Origin of the sequence: Streptomyces sp. OR43 (assembly GCF_008042275.1) — a bacterium.
Classification (GTDB): domain Bacteria; phylum Actinomycetota; class Actinomycetes; order Streptomycetales; family Streptomycetaceae; genus Streptomyces.
In genome coordinates, this window is the sequence record NZ_RDBK01000008.1 from 625,351 (window position 1) to 645,120 (window position 19,770).

Below are 19,770 nucleotides of genomic sequence, written 5' to 3' on the forward strand. Positions count from 1 at the left end.
CCCACAGCCCGCCCAGCCGGCTCACCGGACCCACCAGCACCACCGCCACCGGGGCGGCCGCGTACAGCACCGACAGGGCCGCCACCGCACCCGCGGCCCACACGAGCCCCTGCCCGGCCGGACGCCCCAGCGGAGCCCGTACGCCCAGCAGGACCAGGCCGCCGCACACCAGGTAGACCTGCACCGCCCAGCCACCGGGCACCCCGGCCGCCGCGACCCCGCCCACCGCGGCGACCGCGGCCAGTCCGGCCACCGCGCCCGCGGCCACCGCGACCGTCACCGGCGCCCGGCGGGCTCCCGCGAGAGCGATCGCCGCACCGGCCAGGAGCAGGACCCCCGGCACCACCGCAGCGGCCGGTCCACCGGCCGACAACGACTCCACCAGAGCCACCAGCAGACCCGCACCGCCGGTGACGCAGAGACCGGCACAGGCCGTGACCCGCACCGCAACTCCCTTGAACCACACCGCGATCGCACAGTCCAGCGCCGCCGTCGCCAGCAGCGCGACGGAGAAGACCAGAGCGTCCGCCTCCGCGGCCCACGCCCACAGCACCAGCGGCAGCTGCGTACTGACCACGGCCAGCGGCAGCGGGAGCCGCAACCGGTCGAGCAGCAGACCGTAGGCAGCCCAGAGCACCGCGAGCACGGCCGAGGCCACGGCCGCGTACCCGAGCCCGCCGGTGTCCGGAACCGCGACCAGGTACAGCGCGACGGAGTCCAGCACCATCAGCACCGAGGCCACCGCCCCGAGCGCCTCCGCCGTCGAGGACAGACCCCGTCGCAGCAGCACCGCGGGCGCGGACAGCGCCGCCACCGTCACGGCGGTCAGGACCGCCGAACGCCCTCCGATCCCCAACTGACCCCAGCTCACCAGGGTGAACGCGATCGCGGCGATCGCCAGCAGCAGACCACCGAGGGTGAGCAGCACGTTCTGCGCGCTGCGGGTACGGACCGGGGGAGCGGGCGGCGCGGACGGCGAACCGGACGAGGCCGGAGTCCCGATCCAGCCCGCACCCCACGCCGCGGCACGCGCCGCGGGCGGCGGGAACTGAGGCGTGTGGGGAGCGGCCGCCCGGGGGCCGGGTGTCTGCAGCACGCTCAGCAGCCAGGTGCGGCGGGTCAGCAGCTCGGACCGGCGCAGATCGAGCCGGGCGAGCTCACGGTCGAGGATGACCAGTTCCTCGGCGGGTGGCGGCACATGTTCCATGGAGGCGAGTGTGGTGCGGGCCACGCGGGCGGGCATGCGCACAGGTACTCAGATACCCGGCTGAGTACGTGCGTAGCGGGCCTCGCGAGCCCGGCCCGGTCCGAACGAGAGGAACCGGGTTCGGCGGCTCGGCCGGAAGCGGTTTGAAGCAGACCCGCCGAGCCCTGTATGGTTCAACCCGTTCCCGGGCGATTAGCTCAGTGGGAGAGCGCTTCGTTCACACCGAAGAGGTCACTGGTTCGAACCCAGTATCGCCCACCCCGGGAGAGGCCGGTCCGTCAGCACCACCGACGGACCGGCCTCTGCGCGTCCGGGGACCGGGACCCGCATGGGCTTGCGCCGTGSCACGGGGCGCAGGGATGCACCCGCTTACGGCGTGGCTCGGAATTCCGGGCACACGCGCTCACGCGGTAGCACGGGACTCCGGCGCCGTATCCGCCTGCGCCGTGGCACGGAACTTCGGGTGCGCCCGCTCACGCCGCAGCGCGGGACTCCGGGCGCATCCGCTCACGCCGCGGCACGGAACTCCGGGCGCAGTGGCCAGGCCGGATCCACCGTCTCGGGTGTCCCGCTCTTGGCGAACCAGGCCTGAAGGCCCCGCGCCTGGGCCGCGTGCCACACCGCCTGGAGGGTGTGCAGCTCCGCCGGGGTCAGCCGCTCCAGACGGGTGGCGAACCGCCGCCCCACCGCCCGGACCAGCTCCAGCGAGGCCGCCGCGTCGGCCGCCGCGTCATGGGCCCCGTCCAGGACCACTCCGTACAGCTCGCAGAGATCCGTGAGCGTACGACGGCCCTTGCGGTAGCGGTCCAGGTGCTTGTCCAGCACCCGCGGATCCAGCACGCACAGCGAGGCGTTCTCCAGATAGCCGCCGAGCGACGATGCCCGGTGCCGTCGCAGCTCGCGGTCCAGCAGCGTCAGATCGAACGGCGCGTTCATCACGACCAGCGGCCGGCCCGCCGCGCTCTGCTCGGCCAGCGCCCTGGCTATCTCCTCCACCACCGGCGCGGGCCACCGCCCGTTGCGCTGGAGATGGTCGTCGGTCAGACCGTGGATCTCCGTCGCCCCCACGGGCACCGGAATCCCCGGATTCACGAGCCAGCGGGTGACGTGCGTCCGCCCGCCGGAACTGTCCTGGACGACGAGCGCGGCCGAAACGATCCGGTCCTGCTCGACGTCCACTCCCGTCGTCTCGGTGTCGAAAGCGGCCAACGGCCCCTCATACCAATGAGTCATCCCCGAACTCCTCGCGCCCGAGCGGCAGATGGTGTGATTCCTCTGCCCGGTTCGGTGATACCCGCACCCTTTGCCTGATACGCCGTTTGAGGGCGGTCCTGTGCGGTGACAACACAGGTGACGGGGACGGAAGTTGAATTACCGCCACGTCCCACACCCATCGGCACAGCCCGGAAGGCATACGGAGCCATGGCGCTCGCGCAGCCCGAACCGAGTGGGCTGCTGCCCCAGCGGACCGCACCGCTGCGCGGCGCACTCGCCACCACCGCCTGCATGGAGACCCTCCAGGTGGGTTACCTGCACGCGGTCGCGGCCGCGGCGGGGTGCTCCCTGTCGCAGCCCTTCCCCGACAACGGCATCGACTGGCACGTCAGCCACGGAGCCCCCGGCCACGTCGTCGACGACGAGGTGACCATCAAGGTCCAGCTGAAGTGCACCTACCAGATACCGCCCCGGCCGCCCGGCCCGACCTTCGCCTTCACGCTCGACAACGCCCACCTCGTGAAGCTCGCCCGGACCCCCGTGTCCGTGCACAAGATCCTCGTCGTGATGCTCGTGCCCCGGAGCCAGGACGACTGGCTGCGCGCCGGACACGACCGCCTCGACCTGCGGCACTGCTGCTACTGGACCAACCTGGCCGGCCACGCCGTGACCGGCCGGCACCGGACGACCGTGCGGATCCCGACCTCGCGCATCTTCGACGACCGAGCCCTCTGCGAGATCATGACCCGCGTCGGGGCGGGAGGGAGACCCTGATGCACCGGCCGATGGACGAGCCCGTCCACGAAGTGTTCCCGTCAGCCGTCCGACCCCACCCCGCCGAACCGGCGGGCCCCTGGCCCACGGCCTCGCCCGCCCATGGCCTCCCCGACCCCGCACGCGTCGACCCCGCGGTCCTCGGCGTCCTGCTCGCCCGCCACGGCTGGCAGCGCCGTGGTGGAGGGTCCAGCGGCTGTACCGCCCGGCCCCTCCACCAGCCTGCTCGTACCCGACACCACCGCGTTCCCCGACAGCGAGGACCTGCTGGCGGAGGCCCTGACCGCCCTCGCCCGCAGCGCCGCTCCCTCCGCCCGCGAGGTCCTGATCGCCCTCGCCGTCCCCAGCGACGAGATCCGCTGGTGGCGCGAGGTGCCCGAACCCGGGACCGGAACCGCCGGGGCGGCCGGCTGGACCGGGGCGGAGCAGCTGCACGGCGCCGCCCGCCAGATCCTGCTGGCCGGCGCACTCGCCGTGCGCGGCCGGGCCGGCTACCACGGCGCCCGCCACCGTCGCCGCGCCATGGCGACGCTCGGCTCGCTCCTCATCGGCCCCGCACCCGGTGGCCGCGAGCTCACGGCGTTCCTCCCCGTCGAGGCGGGCCGCCCCCTCGCCGTCCGGCTCCACCACGCCCTGCATGCCGCCCGGGAGGCCGTCGACTACCAACGGGCCACCGGCGGCATGGAGGCCTTCGACTCCGCGGTCGAGGCGGGCGTCAGCCGGGAACTGACCGAGGCGGTGATCGCGCTCGTCCGGGGCTCGGAGGGGGCCGGCATCGCGCTGGACTGGGCGCCCGCCGCCGGGGCCCCCGACGGCTGCCCGGCACGCCCCGAACCGGTCGAGTTCTCCCCGGGCGACCTGCCGGCCCTGCGCCGGGCCGGTGCCCGCTATCTCCGGGACGAGCCCGCGGTGACCGTACGGATCACCGGCGCCGTCGTGCGCCTGCGCCGCTCGGGGCCGCGCGGAGCCGGGATCGTACGGCTGCGGGTCCTGGCGGGCGCCGAGGTGCCGCACGTGCGACTGGAGCTCGACGAGGAGGCGTACCGGATCGCGGGGCAGGCCCATCTGGTGGGGCTTCCCGTGCGGGTCGAGGGCAGGCTGGAGAGCCGGGGCGGCTTCCGGCGTCTGACCCGGGCCTCGCAGGTGGTTCCGGTGCAGGTCGACGAGGAGGAGCGGGACCGGCTGATGAAGTCGCTCCAGGAGAACGTCGACTCCTTCGAGGAGGCATGCACGGGGGAGTAGCGGGGCGCAGGCGGCCCATTTCGCTAAGGGGGCCGTCGGCTCGGTACGATTCTCCTTGCGTCCGCCATGGGAATGCGGGTGCGCCCCCTCAGTCAGGAGAGACCGGTGTCAGACGTCCGTGTGACCATCCAACGCGATTCCGAGCGGGAAGAGCGCGTGGTGACGACGGGCACTACGGCAGCCGAGCTCTTCCCCGGCGAGCGCACCGTCGTCGCCGCCCGCATCGGCGGTGAACTGAAGGACCTCGCGTACGAGCTCAAGGACGGCGAGAGTGTCGAGCCCGTCCTGATCTCCTCCGAGGACGGCCTCAACATCCTGCGGCACTCCACCGCACACGTGATGGCACAGGCCGTGCAGGAGCTGCACCCCGAGGCCAAGCTCGGCATCGGCCCGCCGGTCAAGGACGGCTTCTACTACGACTTCGACGTCGAGAAGCCGTTCACGCCCGAGGACCTCAAGGCCATCGAGAAGAAGATGCAGGAGATCCAGAAGCGGGGCCAGAGGTTCTCCCGCCGGGTCGTGACGGACGAGGCGGCCCGCGAGGAGCTCGCCGACGAGCCGTACAAGCTGGAGCTCATCGGCATCAAGGGCTCCGCCTCCTCGGACGACGGCGCGGACGTCGAGGTGGGCGGCGGCGAGCTGACCATCTACGACAACCTCGACCCGAAGACCAGCGAGCTGTGCTGGCGCGACCTCTGCCGGGGCCCGCACCTGCCGACCACCCGGTTCATCCCGGCGTTCAAGCTCATGCGGAACGCGGCGGCGTACTGGCGGGGCAGCGAGAAGAACCCGATGCTCCAGCGCATCTACGGGACCGCCTGGCCGACCAAGGACGAGCTGAAGGCGCACCTGGAGTTCCTGGAGGAGGCCGCCCGGCGCGACCACCGGCGACTCGGCAACGAGCTGGACCTCTTCTCCTTCCCCGACGAGATCGGTCCCGGCCTCGCCGTCTTCCACCCCAAGGGCGGCGTCATCCGCCGGGCCATGGAGGACTACTCGCGGCGCCGCCACGAGGAGGAGGGCTACGAGTTCGTCTACTCGCCGCACGCCACCAAGGGCAAGCTCTTCGAGAAGTCCGGCCACCTGGACTGGTACGCCGACGGCATGTACCCGCCCATGCAGCTCGACGACGGGGTGGACTACTACCTCAAGCCGATGAACTGCCCCATGCACAACCTGATCTTCGACGCGCGCGGTCGTTCGTACCGTGAACTGCCCCTGCGCCTCTTCGAGTTCGGCACGGTGTACCGGTACGAGAAGTCGGGCGTCGTACACGGTCTGACCCGCTCCCGCGGCTTCACGCAGGACGACGCGCACATCTACTGCACCAAGGAGCAGATGGCGGAGGAGCTGGACCGGACGCTCACCTTCGTCCTGAACCTGCTCCGCGACTACGGTCTGACCGACTTCTACCTGGAGCTGTCCACCAAGGACCCGGAGAAGTACGTCGGCTCGGACGAGACCTGGGAAGAGGCCACCGAGACGCTGCGCCAGGTCGCCGAGAAGCAGGGTCTGCCCCTGGTCCCGGACCCGGGCGGTGCCGCGTTCTACGGCCCGAAGATCTCGGTGCAGGCGCGGGACGCCATCGGCCGGACCTGGCAGATGTCGACCGTGCAGCTCGACTTCAACCTGCCGGAGCGCTTCGACCTGGAGTACACGGGCCCCGACGGCACCAAGCAGCGCCCGGTCATGATCCACCGCGCCCTGTTCGGCTCCATCGAGCGCTTCTTCGCGGTGCTCCTCGAGCACTACGCGGGCGCGTTCCCGGTGTGGCTGGCGCCCGTCCAGGCGGTCGGCATCCCGATCGGCGACGCGCACATCCCCTACCTCCAGGAGTTCGCGGCGGAGGCACGGAAGAAGGGGCTGCGCATCGACGTGGACGCTTCCTCGGACCGGATGCAGAAGAAGATCAGGAACCACCAGAAGGCCAAGGTGCCGTTCATGATCATCGTCGGTGACGACGACATGAACGCGGGCACGGTGTCGTTCCGGTACCGCGACGGCTCGCAGGAGAACGGCATCGCCCGTGACGAAGCGATCGCCAAGCTCGTTGGCGTGGTGGAGCGTCGCGAACAGGTGTGATGCGTTCCCCGCGTGAGCGGGGGTGACCCGCGCGAGCACCGCAAGCTTGGCAACGCGCTTGATTGCTCCCCGCACACGCGGGGCCCGGCCCCCGGTGAGCTACCCGCTCACCGGGGGCCCTTTCTCGTCCTCCCGCCGGAACACCTGGATCAGCCACGACGAGAACGAGCCCGTCACCGCCCCCAGCAGCGCCAGCCCGCAGGCCATCAGGAACGCCGCGACCACCCGGCCCCACGGCGTCACCGGTACGGCATCCCCGTACCCCACCGTCGTGAGCGTCGCGCACGCCCACCAGACCGAGTCGCCGAAGGTCCGGATCGACGCGTCCGGCGCGTCGTGCTCCTGGTGGTAGACCGCGAGAGCCGCCGAGAAGCCGAGCAGCAGGGCCGCCAGGCCGGCGTACGACATGACCCGTGCGTACAGGCTCAGCCGCGGTTCGTCGTGACGCTTCTGGATGGCCGTGTAGACCTTGATCAGGCGCAGCGGGCGCAGCAGCGGAAGCAGGAGCACGAGCGTGTCGAGCCAGCGGACCCGGACGAAGCGGTGGCCCAGGCCGCTGAGACGGAGCCGTACGGCGTAGTCGATGACGAAGAGGAGCCAGGTGGCGGCGACCAGGGCGAGGGCGAGGTCGTGCCACGGTTCGGCGTCGTGCGGTGCGAGGACGCGGGTCGCGTAGCCGAGGAGGAAGATCAGCGAGGCGGCGAAGAGGGGTAGCTCGGTGCGCTGCTCCCAGAGGGTCAGAGCGGGTGAGGGCCGGGCCGGGCTGCGGTCGCGCATCGGGCCAGCATCGCGCCGGGCGGACGGGATCGGCCCCGGCGACACGCTTCGCGTGGGGTACGCAATATGCTGATCGGCATGACGAGTGAGCCGGAGCAGCAGATCGGAGTGGGGACGCCCGATGCGTTCCAGCGCCTGTGGACGCCCCACCGGATGGCGTACATCCAGGGCGAGAACAAGCCGACCGGCCCGGAGGCCGGCGACGGCTGTCCGTTCTGTGAGATCCCCTCGAAGTCGGACGAGGACGGGCTCGTCGTCGCGCGCGGCGAGAAGGTCTACGCGGTGCTCAACCTGTATCCGTACAACGGCGGGCATCTGATGGTGGTGCCGTACCGCCATGTCGCGGACTACACCGAGCTGGACGGTCCGGAGACGGTGGAGCTCGCCGATTTCACCAAGCGTGCGATGACCGCGCTGCGCGGGGCGTCGGGGGCGCACGGGTTCAACATCGGGATGAACCAGGGTGCTGTGGCGGGTGCGGGGATCGCCGCGCATCTGCACCAGCATCTGGTGCCGCGATGGGGTGGCGACACCAACTTCATGCCGGTGGTGGGTCACACCAAGGTGCTGCCGCAGCTGCTGGCGGACACCCGCGCGATGCTGGCCGACGCCTGGCCGCGCGAGGTCTGACTCCGGCTTCTTTTCTCCGCACCGCGAGGGGCGCCCCCGGAAGACCCGGAGGCGCCCCTCGCGTCTGTCGTCAGGCGTCGTAGAGGTCGGCCTTGCGCGGGGTGGGGTCCTGGACCAGTCCGCTCAGTATCGACGAGCGGTTGTCGAAGCGGTCCGTGTCGACGCCGTTCTCCTCCAGGACCTTCATGGCGGCGCTGTGGACGACGCGCAGGACGGGTGTGGCGGCCCGCATCGCGTCGTCGGCCATGAAGCGGTGGCGCCACGGCTTCTCGGCCCAGGCGTGCCGCAGTCCGAAGGGTTCGGGCAGGGCGATCTTGCCGCCCAGGTAGTCGAGGAGCGGCGGGTACCAGGTGAAGGGGGCGCGCAGGGCGAGGCGGACGACCTCCTTCGACTCGACCAGGGCCAGTGTGATGTCGCGCGTCTCCCAGAACCTGACGGTCTTGTTGACCGTCTTCTTCTTGGCGGCGGGCTTGCTGGTGAACAGGGAGTGGACGGGGCCGAGGGCGTGTCCGGTGACCTCGATGCGCAGGGTCTCGAAGAGCACCGTGACGGTGATCATCATGGTGATGACCAGCTGGCCGTCCCAGAGGGTGAACTGGACGCCCAGGTAGTGGCGGTCGCCGCCGCCGAACTGCTGGTGATTGCAGATCCGCTGTATCTCGTGGGGCTTGACCTGGAAGGTGGCGACGTCCTCGCCCTCGGGGCGGGACACCTCGTCGGTGTTCTCCCCGACGGGCGACACGATCCAGTGGGTGACGGACGGGGTGGGGAATCCGCCGGTGTTCAGGGGGCCGCGCTCCAGCATCTTGAGCTGGTCATGGATGACCCTGATCAGGTCCCAGCTGCGGAACTGGTGGAACTCCTTGGCGGGGTCCTTGGCGACGAGGTCTTCGGCGAGCTGCCAGCTGCCCCAGCGGGTGCCCATGCCGAGGATGCCCTTGGGGCCGGCGTAGAAGACGGAGTTGGACTGCTGTTCGGCGGAGAGCTTCTCCAGGCCCTGGCGGAGTGCCTCGCGGGCGGTCTCGTTGGGGTTCTTCGGCACGGCTTCCGGGATCTTCGCGATGACGCCGCCGCCGGAGAGGAGCCCTTCCCAGCGGGCGCGCATGTCCTGGGCCGACTTCTCGGCGATCCGTTTGGCGATCAGCCAGCCGATGACGGGCGCCACGATCATCGCGCGGAGGTACAGCGCCAGGAGCCCGTCGAGGGGCATGGCGACCAGGAGGAACAGGGCGCCGATGCCGACGATGGGCAGCAGCGCGTTGCCGAGGGCGGCGAGGCCCTTGTCCTTGGTGTTGGCGAGGCCGTCGCGCAGCCGGAACGCGATGACCCACAGCAGCATCCCGGGCAGGAAGACGAAGCCGAACAGGGCGGTCACCGCGGTGAGTTTGGTGTCGCGTGCCTTGCGCAGGCGGGTCGCGGAGAGGCAGTGCTCGACGACGGTCTGGGGGTCGCTGCCGAAGGACTGGATGAGGGCCTTCCGGGCGCCGCCCAGCATGCGTTCCTGGACGGCGCGGGAGAAGGCCTCGCCGAGGTTGGGTTTGAAGTAGTCGGACTTGAAGAGCTTGGAACGCCCCGCCTTGACTTCCGACTTGTGCCATTCGCTGTTGGCTTTGAGGATCTCCTCCACCGGGCTGTCCCGGTACGCGGCAGAGGCGAGGGCGTTGGTCGCCACCGCCGCTCCAGCCGCCCCCTGGAGCGGAATCTGCGCTCCGGGAGAGAAATCGAATCCGTTGCTGGCCACTGTCGCCCCCACTCGCCGCCGAGGAACCGCTCCTGCGGCTGTTTCCCAACTGCCGGGCCCGGCACACTTTCTGACCTGGCAGCACAGCGTATCGTCCGGATCGCCGCCCCGTCCGGCCCTGTGGACAACGCTGTGGACGACGGTGGGCAGCCCGGGGCTCTATGTCCCTTTAGCGCCGTTTTCCTGCTGTCCGTGGAGGCGGTCGGCGAGCTGCGGGGGCATCGCCTCGTGGCGGGCGTACGAGCGGTCGAACCGGCCGGTTCCGTGGGACAGGGAGCGCAGGTCGACCGCGTAGCGTCCGATCTCCAGCTCGGGGACCTCGGCCCGTACGAGGGTGCGTCCGCTGCCGGACTGCTCGGTGCCGGTCACGCGGCCGCGGCGGCCGGAGAGGTCGCTCATCACCGGGCCGACGTAGTCGTCGGGGATCAGGACGCGGACCTCGGCGACGGGTTCCAGGAGCCGGATGCGGGCGTCGCCCGCCGCCTCGCGCAGGGCCAGGGCGCCCGCGGTCTGGAAGGCGGCGTCGGAGGAGTCCACGGAGTGCGACTTGCCGTCCCGCAGCGTGACGCGGACGTCGACCAGGGGGTGTCCGGTGGTCAGGCCGCGGGCGGCCTGGGCGCGGACGCCCTTCTCGACGGAGGAGACGAACTGGCGGGGTACTGATCCGCCGGCCACCTTGTCGACGAATTCGATGCCCGAGCCCGGCGGCAGCGGCTCGACGTCGATCTCGCAGATGGCGTACTGGCCGTGGCCGCCGGACTGTTTGACGTGGCGGCCGCGTCCGGTGGACGGCCCGGCGAACGTCTCACGCAGCGCGACGCGGTGGGGGACGGCGTCGACCTGGACGCCGTAGCGGCTGCGCAGCCGGTCCAGCGCCACGTCCAGATGGGCTTCCCCGAGGCACCACAGGACGACCTGGTGCGTGTCCTGGTTCTGTTCCAGGCGCATGGTCGGATCCTCGGCGACGAGGCGTGCCAGGCCCTGGGAGAGCTTGTCCTCGTCGGCCTTGCTGTGTGCCTCGATGGCGAGCGGCAGCAGGGGATCGGGCATCGTCCACGGCTGCATCAGCAGGGGATGGCCGGGGGCGGAGAGCGTATCGCCGGTCTCCGCGGTGTCCAGCCGGGCGACGCAGACGAGATCGCCGGCGACGCACGCGGTGACGGGCCGCTGCTGCTTGCCGAAGGGGGAGGACAGCGCCCCGACGCGGATCTCGGTCTCGTGGAGGGGCCGGGCGTCGTGACCGGGGTCGTCCAGTCCATGGCCGGAAACGTGCACCGTGTCGTCGGGGCGCAGGGTGCCGGAGAAGACGCGTACGAGCGAGAGCCGGCCGATGTACGGGTCGGAGTCCGTCTTGACGACCTCGGCGGCCAGAGGGCCCTGCGGATCGCAGTCCAGGGCGGGGAGCGAGGCGCCGTGCAGGGTGGTGACGGCGGGCAGTGGGCGCTCGAGCGGCGTGGGGAAACCGCCGGTGATCAGGTCGAGGAGTTCGACGGTGCCGATCCCCTGGCGGGCCCCCTCGGCGGCGGGGGCGGCGGTGAGGACGGGATGGAAGGTGCCGCGTGCGACAGCGCGTTCGAGGTCGTCGACGAGTGTCTTGATGTCGATGCCGGCGCCGCCGAGGTAGCGGTCCATCAGGGTCTCGTCCTCGCTCTCGGCGATGATGCCTTCGATCAGCCGGTTGCGGGCATCCGTCAGGGGCGCCTGCTGGGAGTCGGCCGGCGGCTGCTCCCGCCGTTCGCCGCCGGAGTAGTCGAAGATCTTCTGCGAGAGCAGTCCCGTGAGCCCGGTCAGCGGCGCGTGTCCGTCCGCGGCCTCGGGTCCCTGCACCGGCAGGTAGAGCGGAAGCACGGCGTCTGGGTCGTCGCCGCCGAAGATCTCGCCGCAGATCCGGGTCATCGCGTCGAAGGAGGTGCGGGCGGTGTCCAGGTGGGTGACGACGATGGCACGCGGCATGCCGACCGCCGCGCACTCCTCCCACACGGCGCGGGTGGTGGCGGCGACGGCGTCGGCCTCCTGGGCGGCCGAGACGACGAAGAGGGCCGCGTCCGCCGCGCGCAGACCGGCCCTGAGCTCCCCGACGAAGTCGGCGTATCCGGGAGTGTCCAGCAGGTTGATCCTGACTCCGTCCCAGTCGACGGGGACGAGGGTGAGGGAGATCGAGCGTTGCCTGCGCTGTTCGATCCCGTCGTGGTCGGAGACCGTGGTGCCGTCCTCGACCCGGCCGGCCCGGTTGACCGCGCCCGCGGTCTGTGCCAGGGCCTCGACGAGAGTGGTCTTGCCTGATCCACTGTGGCCGACCAGTACCACGTTCCTGATGGCGGAGGGGTGGCCGGCCGTGGCTGCCCTTCCGGCGGCTCCGATGTGCGTGTGTGCCTTGTCGCCCATGACGCGTGCCTCCCGGGTGGTGGCGCCGGGCGGGGGGACCGCCGGCGCGGGATGGGGAGTGGCTGCGCGGGCACGAAGGAGAGCCGCCGCGGCGGCTACGACGACGCCCGCGGTAGTTCCGAGCTTGGCACTGTGTCCGGGTTGCGTCCATACGCCGTGCACCGCCGCACGGAACCGGGCCTCACGTCCCCGGCCGGTCGACGGCGTCTCCCAGGGTGCCCGGACAGTGGATCCCCGCGGTCGTGACTACGATGGGCCAGCCGGTGGCCGATGGGGCCATGCGGCCCACCGACCCTCGGGAAGGCCATGCTGAACAAGTACGCGCGTGCATTTTTTACGCGTGTCCTCACGCCGTTCGCCGCACTGCTGCTGCGTCTGGGCGTGAGCCCTGACGCGGTCACTCTGATCGGCACGGCCGGGGTGATGGCAGGTGCGCTGGTCTTCTTCCCGATGGGGGAGTTCTTCTGGGGCACGATCGTCATCACGATCTTCGTCTTCTCCGACCTCGTCGACGGCAACATGGCGCGGCAGGCGGGCATCTCCAGCCGCTGGGGCGCGTTCCTCGACTCGACGCTCGACCGGGTCGCCGACGGGGCGATCTTCGCCGGTTTCGCGCTCTGGTACGCGGGCAGCGGCGACGACAACGTCCTGTGCGCGGTCGCGATCTTCTGCCTGGCGAGCGGCCAGGTGGTCTCGTACACCAAGGCGCGCGGCGAGTCGATCGGGCTGCCGGTCGCGGTCAACGGACTCGTGGAGCGTGCCGAGCGCCTGGTGATCTCGCTGGTCGCCGCCGGTCTGGCCGGTCTGCACGCGTTCGGTGTGCCGGGGATCGACATCCTGCTCCCGATCGCCCTGTGGATCGTCGCCGTCGGCAGCCTGGTGACGCTGGTGCAGCGGGTCGTGACCGTGCGCCGTGAGTCGGCCGAGGCCGACGCGGCCGCCGCGGTATCGGCTGCCGGGGACCGGGGGAGCGAGGCGGCGCAGTGAGCGGCGCGGCCGGGGACACCAAGCCCGGTGCCGGCGAGCGGCTGAGCGACGGCCTCTACGGACTGGGCTGGGCCGCGGTCAAGAAGCTGCCCGAACCCGTCGCGAAGGCGCTCTTCCGCACCATCGCCGACCAGGTCTGGAAGCGGCGCGGCAAGAGCGTGCTGCGGCTGGAGTCGAACCTGGCGCGGGTCGTGCCGGACGCGAGCCCGGCCCGGCTCGCGGCACTCTCCAAGGCCGGCATGCGCTCGTACATGCGCTACTGGATGGAGTCGTTCCGGCTGCCCACCTGGACGCCCGAGCGGATCAAGGCGTCCATCGACGTGACGGACGCGCACCGGCTGACCGAAGGGCTCGACGCGGGGCGCGGGGTCGTCCTCGCCCTGCCGCACCTGGGGAACTGGGACCTGGCGGGCGCGTGGGTCACCACGGACCTGAAGGTTCCGTTCACCACGGTCGCCGAGCGGCTCAAGCCCGAGTCGCTGTACGACCGGTTCGTGGCGTACCGCGAGGGCCTGGGCATGGAGGTGCTCGCGCACAACGGCGGGACCGCGTTCGGGACGCTGGCGCGCCGGCTGCGCGAGGGCGGCCTGGTCTGCCTGGTCGCCGACCGCGACCTGTCGGCCTCGGGCGTCGAGGTGTCGTTCTTCGGTGACACGGCCCGGATGCCCGCGGGCCCGGCGCTGCTGGCCCAGCAGACCGGTGCGCTCCTGCTGCCGGTCACGCTCTCGTACGACGACACGCCGGTGATGAAGGCGCGGATCCATCCGCCTGTCGAGGTACCCGGCTCAGGTGACCGCACGGAGAGGACGTCTGTGATGACACAGGCCCTGGCCGACGCGTTCGCCCTGGGCATCGCCGAGCACCCGGAGGACTGGCACATGCTGCAACGGCTCTGGCTCTCCGACCTCGAACCCCGCGGAGACGAGCAGTGAAGATCGGCATCGTCTGCCCGTACTCCTGGGACGTTCCGGGCGGCGTGCAGTTCCACATCCGTGATCTGGCCGAGCATCTGATCCGGCTCGGACACCAGGTCTCCGTGCTGGCCCCGGCCGACGACGAGACGCCGCTGCCGCCCTACGTGGTGTCCGCGGGCCGGGCCGTGCCCGTCCCGTACAACGGCTCCGTCGCCCGGCTGAACTTCGGTTTCCTGTCCGCTGCCCGGGTGCGGCGGTGGCTGCACGACGGCACGTTCGACGTGATCCACATCCATGAGCCGACCTCACCGTCGCTGGGGCTGCTGACCTGCTGGGCGGCGCAGGGGCCGATCGTCGCCACGTTCCACACGTCCAATCCGCGCTCGCGGGCGATGATCGCCGCCTATCCGATCCTCCAGCCGGCGCTGGAGAAGATCAGCGCCCGCATCGCGGTCAGCGAGTACGCGCGCCGGACCCTGGTCGAGCACCTGGGCGGCGACGCGGTCGTCATCCCCAACGGGGTGGACGTCGGCTTCTTCGCGGCGGCCGAGCCCAGGCCCGAGTGGCAGCGCGGCACGATCGGCTTCATCGGGCGCATCGACGAGCCCCGTAAGGGCCTGCCCGTCCTGATGCGCGCCCTGCCCGCGATCCTCGCGGCACGCCCGGACACCCGGCTGCTCGTGGCGGGCCGGGGCGACGAGGAGGAGGCCGTGGCCTCGCTCCCCGAGGAGATGCGCGCACGCGTCGAGTTCCTCGGCATGGTGAGCGACGAGGACAAGGCGCGGCTGCTGCGCAGCGTCGACGTGTACGTCGCGCCCAACACGGGCGGCGAGAGCTTCGGCATCATCCTCGTCGAGGCCATGTCGGCGGGCGCGCCGGTCCTGGCCAGCGACCTGGACGCGTTCGCCCAGGTCCTGGACCTGGGCGCGGCGGGCGAGCTGTTCGCCAACGAGGACGCGGACGCCCTGGCCGCTTCGGCGATCCGGCTGCTGGGGGACCCGGAACGGCGTGCCGAGCTGCGCGAGCGCGGCAGCGCGCACGTGCGGCGCTTCGACTGGTCGACGGTCGGGGCCGACATCCTCGCGGTGTACGAGACGGTGGCGGACGGTGCCGCGTCGGTGGCGACGGACGAACGCACGGGGCTGCGGGCCCGGTTCGGGCTGGCCCGGGACTGATCCCGGGCCGGCGGGCGGGGACCGCGGGCCCCGGACGGCCCCCGCTCACCGGTAGCGTTGCCGCCCGTGACCGAAACCCTCATCTGGACCGCCGTCGTGCTCATCGCGATCGGCCTGTACCTCAGCTGGACCGCGGGCCGTCTCGACCGGCTGCACACCCGGATCGACGCGGCCCGGGCCGCCCTCGACGCCCAGCTCCTGCGCCGCGCCTCGGTCACCCAGGAACTCGCCACGTCCGGTGTCCTCGACCCGGCGGCCTCCATCGTGCTGTACGAGGCGGCGCACGCCGCCCGGCAGTCGGAGGAGGAGCACCGCGAGGTGGCCGAGAGCGAGCTCAGCACCGCCCTGCGCGCGGTCTTCGGCGAGCGGGCACAGGTCGACGCCGTGAAGGAGATCCCGGGCGGCGAGGAGGCCGCCTCCGAGCTGGCCGCGGCCGTGCGCCGGGTCCCGATGGCGCGCCGGTTCCACAACGACGCCGTACGGGCGGCGCGGGCGCTGCGCCGCCACCGCACCGTGCGCTGGTTCCGGCTGGCCGGGCACGCCCCGTTCCCCCTGGCCTTCGAGATGGACGACGAGCCGCCGGTCGCCCTCGCGGACCGCCCGGTGAGCTGACGGCGGGCTGACGGCGGCGGGCGCGGCACGACTCGGCATGCCCGCGCCCGCCGCCACGCCGGGCCGAAGCGATGCGCCCGCCGCCACGCCGGTCCGAACCGATGCGCCCGCCGCCACGCCGGTCCGAACCGGTCCAGCAGGCCAAAGCCCGATTTCCCGTGCCCAAAGCCCGATTCCGCGTGCCCAAAAACGATCCACCGGGCCAAAACGATCCACCGGCCTCCCATTGGCCCTTGCTGTGGACTGGTGCCGGAGCGTTTGCTCAGCAATGCATCAGCCGTGCATCAGCCGTGCACCTTCAGCAGCCCTTTCTCCCAGTGAGGTCGATCCGTGTCCACGAATCCCGCCACCCCGCAGTCCGCCGACGCCCCCGCCACCGGCACCGCCCGCGTCAAGCGCGGCATGGCCGAGCAGCTCAAGGGCGGCGTGATCATGGACGTCGTCAACGCCGAGCAGGCGAAGATCGCCGAGGACGCGGGCGCCGTGGCCGTCATGGCCCTGGAGCGGGTTCCGGCCGACATCCGCAAGGACGGCGGCGTGGCCCGGATGTCGGACCCGACCATGATCGAGGAGATCATCGAGTCCGTCTCCATCCCGGTGATGGCCAAGTCCCGCATCGGTCACTTCGTCGAGGCCCAGGTGCTCCAGTCCCTCGGCGTCGACTACATCGACGAGTCCGAGGTCCTCACCCCGGCCGACGAGGTCAACCACAGCGACAAGTTCGCGTTCACCACCCCGTTCGTGTGCGGTGCCACCAACCTGGGCGAGGCCCTGCGCCGCATCGCCGAGGGCGCGGCCATGATCCGCTCGAAGGGCGAGGCCGGCACCGGCAACGTCGTCGAGGCCGTCCGCCACCTGCGCCAGATCAAGAACGAGATCGCCCGCCTGCGCGGCTACGACAACAACGAGCTGTACGCCGCCGCCAAGGACCTCCGTGCCCCGTACGAGCTGGTCAAGGAGGTCGCCGAGCTCGGCAAGCTGCCCGTCGTCCTCTTCTCCGCGGGCGGCGTCGCCACCCCGGCCGACGCCGCGCTGATGCGCCAGCTCGGCGCCGAGGGTGTCTTCGTCGGCTCCGGCATCTTCAAGTCCGGCGACCCGGCGAAGCGCGCCGCCGCCATCGTGAAGGCCACCACCTTCTACGACGACCCGAAGATCATCGCGGACGCCTCCCGCAACCTGGGCGAGGCCATGGTCGGCATCAACTGCGACACGCTGCCCGAGGCCGAGCGCTACGCCAACCGCGGCTGGTAGTCACTGATGAGCGACACCCCTGTGATCGGAGTCCTGGCCCTCCAGGGCGACGTACGGGAACACCTGATCGCCCTGGCCTCGGCGGACGCCCTGGCCAGGCCGGTCCGGCGTCCCGAGGAACTCGCCGAGGTCGACGGGCTCGTCATTCCGGGCGGCGAGTCCACCACGATGTCCAAACTGGCCGCCCTGTTCGGCATGCTGGAACCGCTCCGCGAGCGGGTACGGGCCGGGATGCCGGTCTACGGCACCTGTGCCGGGATGATCCTGCTCGCCGACAAGATCCTCGACCCGCGCTCGGGCCAGGAGACCCTCGGTGGCATCGACATGATCGTGCGGCGTAACGCTTTCGGGCGGCAGAACGAGTCGTTCGAGGCGGCCGTGGAGGTCGCCGGGATCGAGGGCGGCCCGGTCGAGGGCGTCTTCATCCGGGCCCCGTGGGTCGAGTCCGTGGGCGCGCAGGCCAAGGTGGTGGCCGAGCACGGCGGGCACATCGTGGCGGTACGGCAGGGAAACGCCCTTGCCACGTCATTCCACCCGGAACTGACCGGCGACCACCGGGTCCACGCCTACTTCGTCGACATGGTGCGCGCGGTCACCTGACTCGACCCCGGTAGGATCTCTCGGGTTCGTACGGATTTTGGTGACGCGAAGGAGAAGGCAGATGTCCGGCCACTCTAAATGGGCTACGACGAAGCACAAGAAGGCCGTGATTGACGCCAAGCGCGGCAAGCTCTTCGCGAAGATGATCAAGAACATCGAGGTCGCGGCCCGCACCGGCGGTGCCGATGTGTCCGGCAACCCGACCCTCTTCGACGCCATCCAAAAGGCGAAGAAGAGCTCGGTCCCGAACAAGAACATCGATTCGGCGGTCAAGCGCGGCGCCGGTCTCGAGGCCGGCGGCGCCGACTACGAGACGATCATGTATGAGGGCTACGGCCCGAACGGTGTCGCCGTGCTCATCGAGTGCCTCACCGACAACCGCAACCGCGCCGCGTCCGACGTCCGCGTCGCCATGACCCGCAACGGCGGCTCGATGGCCGACCCGGGCTCGGTCTCCTACCTGTTCAACCGTAAGGGCGTCGTGATCGTCCCCAAGGGTGAACTCACCGAGGACGACGTCCTCGGCGCGGTGCTCGACGCCGGCGCCGAGGAGGTCAACGACCTCGGTGACACGTTCGAGGTCCTCAGCGAGGCCACCGACATGGTCGCGGTCCGCACCGCGCTCCAGGATGCGGGCATCGACTACGACTCGGCCGAGGCCAACTTCGTCCCGACCATGCAGGTCGAGCTGGAGGAGGAGGGCGCGCGCAAGATCTTCAAGCTGATCGACGCGCTCGAGGACAGCGATGACGTGCAGAACGTCTTCGCCAACTTCGACGTCTCCGACGAGGTCATGGAGAAGGTCGACGCCTGAACGGCTGCCGGGCGACCGGCACAGCATTCCGTGGACGGGCCGACGGGGACACACCCCGTCGGCCCGTCGCATTGTCAGTGCGAGCCGATAGCCTGCGGGAACAGTTGACCGATCGGCAGGGAGGGGGCGAAATCGTGCGGGTACTCGGCGTGGACCCCGGGCTCACCCGGTGCGGCGTCGGAGTCGTCGAGGGCGTCGCGGGCCGGCCCCTGACGATGATCGGGGTGGGCGTCGTGCGCACCGCGGCCGACGCGGAGCTCGGCCACCGCCTGGTGGCCATCGAGCGCGGCATCGAGGAGTGGCTCGACGAGCACCGGCCCGAATACGTCGCCGTGGAGCGGGTGTTCGCCCAGCACAACGTCCGTACGGTGATGGGCACCGCCCAGGCCAGCGCGGTCGCCATGCTCTGCGCCTCCCGTCGCGGCATCCCGGTCGCCCTGCACACGCCCAGCGAGGTCAAGGCCGCCGTCACCGGCAGCGGGCGCGCGGACAAGGCGCAGGTCGGCGCCATGGTCACCCGACTCCTGCGCCTGGACGCCCCGCCGAAACCGGCGGACGCCGCCGACGCCCTCGCCCTCGCCATCTGCCACATCTGGCGCGCCCCCGCGCTCAACCGCCTCCAGCAGGCGCACGCGGCGGCCGCAGCGGCTGCCCGCACCCCGCGCGTCCCGCGCACCGCAGCAGCCCCCGTCCGGAAGGTCCCCCGATGATCGCCTTCGTCAGCGGCCCCGTCGCCGCGCTCAGTCCGACCACGGCCGTCATCGAGGTCGGCGGCATCGGCATGGCCGTCCAGTGCGCACCGAACACCCTCGCCGGCCTCCGCACCGGCAAGGAGGCCAAGCTCGCCACCTCCCTCGTCGTACGGGAGGACTCGCTGACGCTCTACGGCTTCGCCGACGACGACGAACGGCAGGTCTTCGAGCTCCTCCAGACCGCCAGCGGAGTCGGGCCCCGGCTCGCCCAGGCCATGCTCGCCACACACAGCCCGGACGCCCTGCGCATCGCCGTGGCCACCGGCGACGAGAAGGCGCTCACCGCCGTCTCCGGCATCGGCAAGAAGGGTGCCCAGAAGCTCCTGCTCGAACTGAAGGACAGACTCGGCGAGCCCGTCGGCGCCCACATCGGCCAGCAGGGCATCGGCACCGCGGTCACCTCCTCCTGGCGCGACCAGCTCCAGGCCGCCCTGATCGGGCTTGGCTACGCCACCCGCGAGGCGGACGAGGCGGTGTCCGCCGTGGCACCGCAGGCGGAGGCGGCCCTCGCGGACGGCGCCCAGCCGCCCGTGCCGCAGCTGCTGCGCGCCGCCCTGCAGACCCTCAACCGCGCGCGCTGAGCGGACCCGGGCACCACCCCTGACGCCCGGC

General features: G+C 71.4%; 16 protein-coding genes, 1 tRNA gene and 2 pseudogenes. 14 read left to right on the plus strand and 5 right to left on the minus strand.

Annotation, left to right across the window (positions count from 1 at the left end; translation table 11 throughout):
• Positions 1–1,207 (minus strand): annotated as a pseudogene (locus EAO72_RS06860) (SCO7613 C-terminal domain-containing membrane protein); the annotation flags it as partial.
• A gap of 186 nt (positions 1,208–1,393) precedes the next feature.
• Here EAO72_RS06860 and EAO72_RS06865 point away from each other — a divergent pair.
• Positions 1,394–1,465: transfer RNA gene (locus tag EAO72_RS06865), tRNA-Val, on the plus strand.
• A gap of 249 nt (positions 1,466–1,714) precedes the next feature.
• Here EAO72_RS06865 and EAO72_RS06870 read toward each other — a convergent pair.
• Positions 1,715–2,440: a 3'-5' exonuclease gene (locus tag EAO72_RS06870; protein ID WP_148016275.1), complete on the minus strand. Its 726-nt coding sequence runs from the start codon at positions 2,438–2,440 to the stop codon at positions 1,715–1,717.
• A 189-nt stretch (positions 2,441–2,629) separates the two neighbouring features.
• Between EAO72_RS06870 and EAO72_RS06875 the strand changes: the two genes are divergently transcribed.
• The 3 genes and pseudogenes from EAO72_RS06875 (at position 2,630) to thrS (ending at position 6,520) form a co-directional block, all read left to right on the plus strand.
• Positions 2,630–3,196, plus strand: coding sequence for a DUF4365 domain-containing protein (locus tag EAO72_RS06875; protein WP_148016276.1), 567 nt, complete (start codon positions 2,630–2,632; stop codon positions 3,194–3,196).
• Positions 3,196–4,438 (plus strand): annotated as a pseudogene (locus tag EAO72_RS06880) (hypothetical protein). Before EAO72_RS06875 ends, EAO72_RS06880 begins: the two are co-directional and overlap by 1 nt.
• 105 nt (positions 4,439–4,543) lie before the next feature.
• On the plus strand, positions 4,544–6,520 hold the full coding sequence (thrS, locus tag EAO72_RS06885; protein ID WP_148016277.1) for a threonine--tRNA ligase: 1,977 nt from the start codon (positions 4,544–4,546) through the stop codon (positions 6,518–6,520).
• Positions 6,521–6,619: 99 nt separating this feature from the next.
• Here the strand turns inward: thrS and EAO72_RS06890 are convergent, their stop codons facing one another.
• A complete protein-coding gene (locus tag EAO72_RS06890) occupies positions 6,620–7,297 on the minus strand; it encodes a potassium channel family protein (protein ID WP_148016278.1) in 678 nt (225 codons plus the stop codon).
• Positions 7,298–7,363: 66 nt separating this feature from the next.
• Here EAO72_RS06890 and EAO72_RS06895 point away from each other — a divergent pair, with 66 nt between their 5' ends.
• Positions 7,364–7,927, plus strand: a complete 564-nt coding sequence (locus EAO72_RS06895; protein WP_148016279.1) for an HIT family protein — start codon at positions 7,364–7,366, stop codon at positions 7,925–7,927.
• 70 nt (positions 7,928–7,997) lie between these two features.
• Here EAO72_RS06895 and EAO72_RS06900 read toward each other — a convergent pair whose 3' ends face one another.
• Complete coding sequence (locus tag EAO72_RS06900; protein WP_148016280.1) at positions 7,998–9,668, minus strand: hypothetical protein; 1,671 nt, start codon at positions 9,666–9,668, stop codon at positions 7,998–8,000.
• A gap of 159 nt (positions 9,669–9,827) precedes the next feature.
• Positions 9,828–12,053 (minus strand): elongation factor G-like protein EF-G2, encoded by a 2,226-nt coding sequence (locus EAO72_RS06905; RefSeq protein WP_148016281.1) that lies wholly within the window; start codon positions 12,051–12,053, stop codon positions 9,828–9,830.
• Positions 12,054–12,359: 306 nt separating this feature from the next.
• On the opposite strand from EAO72_RS06905, the gene pgsA reads away from it, so the two are divergent.
• From pgsA to ruvA, 9 genes are all read left to right on the plus strand, one after another.
• Positions 12,360–13,040: a phosphatidylinositol phosphate synthase gene (pgsA, locus tag EAO72_RS06910; protein WP_148016282.1), complete on the plus strand. Its 681-nt coding sequence runs from the start codon at positions 12,360–12,362 to the stop codon at positions 13,038–13,040.
• The gene (locus EAO72_RS06915; protein WP_148016283.1) at positions 13,037–13,972 is read left to right on the plus strand and encodes a phosphatidylinositol mannoside acyltransferase; all 936 of its coding nucleotides are present in this window, start codon (positions 13,037–13,039) and stop codon (positions 13,970–13,972) included. Before pgsA ends, EAO72_RS06915 begins: the two co-directional genes overlap by 4 nt.
• Positions 13,969–15,129: a glycosyltransferase family 4 protein gene (locus EAO72_RS06920; RefSeq protein WP_148016284.1), complete on the plus strand. Its 1,161-nt coding sequence runs from the start codon at positions 13,969–13,971 to the stop codon at positions 15,127–15,129. Before EAO72_RS06915 ends, EAO72_RS06920 begins: the two co-directional genes overlap by 4 nt.
• Positions 15,130–15,195: 66 nt before the next feature.
• Positions 15,196–15,741 carry a hypothetical protein gene (locus tag EAO72_RS06925; protein WP_148016285.1) on the plus strand — a complete coding sequence of 182 codons (546 nt, stop codon included), beginning with the start codon at positions 15,196–15,198 and terminating at the stop codon, positions 15,739–15,741.
• 330 nt (positions 15,742–16,071) lie between these two features.
• Positions 16,072–16,992, plus strand: coding sequence for a pyridoxal 5'-phosphate synthase lyase subunit PdxS (gene pdxS, locus EAO72_RS06930; RefSeq protein WP_148016286.1), 921 nt, complete (start codon positions 16,072–16,074; stop codon positions 16,990–16,992).
• Between the two features lie 6 nt (positions 16,993–16,998).
• The gene (pdxT, locus tag EAO72_RS06935; protein WP_148016287.1) at positions 16,999–17,592 is read left to right on the plus strand and encodes a pyridoxal 5'-phosphate synthase glutaminase subunit PdxT; all 594 of its coding nucleotides are present in this window, start codon (positions 16,999–17,001) and stop codon (positions 17,590–17,592) included.
• Positions 17,593–17,653: 61 nt separating this feature from the next.
• Complete coding sequence (locus EAO72_RS06940; RefSeq protein WP_148016288.1) at positions 17,654–18,406, plus strand: YebC/PmpR family DNA-binding transcriptional regulator; 753 nt, start codon at positions 17,654–17,656, stop codon at positions 18,404–18,406.
• Between the two features lie 134 nt (positions 18,407–18,540).
• Positions 18,541–19,116: a crossover junction endodeoxyribonuclease RuvC gene (gene ruvC / locus EAO72_RS06945; protein ID WP_148016289.1), complete on the plus strand. Its 576-nt coding sequence runs from the start codon at positions 18,541–18,543 to the stop codon at positions 19,114–19,116.
• Complete coding sequence (ruvA, locus tag EAO72_RS06950) at positions 19,113–19,739, plus strand: Holliday junction branch migration protein RuvA (RefSeq protein WP_148016290.1); 627 nt, start codon at positions 19,113–19,115, stop codon at positions 19,737–19,739. The genes ruvC and ruvA overlap by 4 nt, the downstream gene beginning before the upstream one ends.
• The last annotated feature ends 31 nt before the right edge of the window (positions 19,740–19,770 follow it).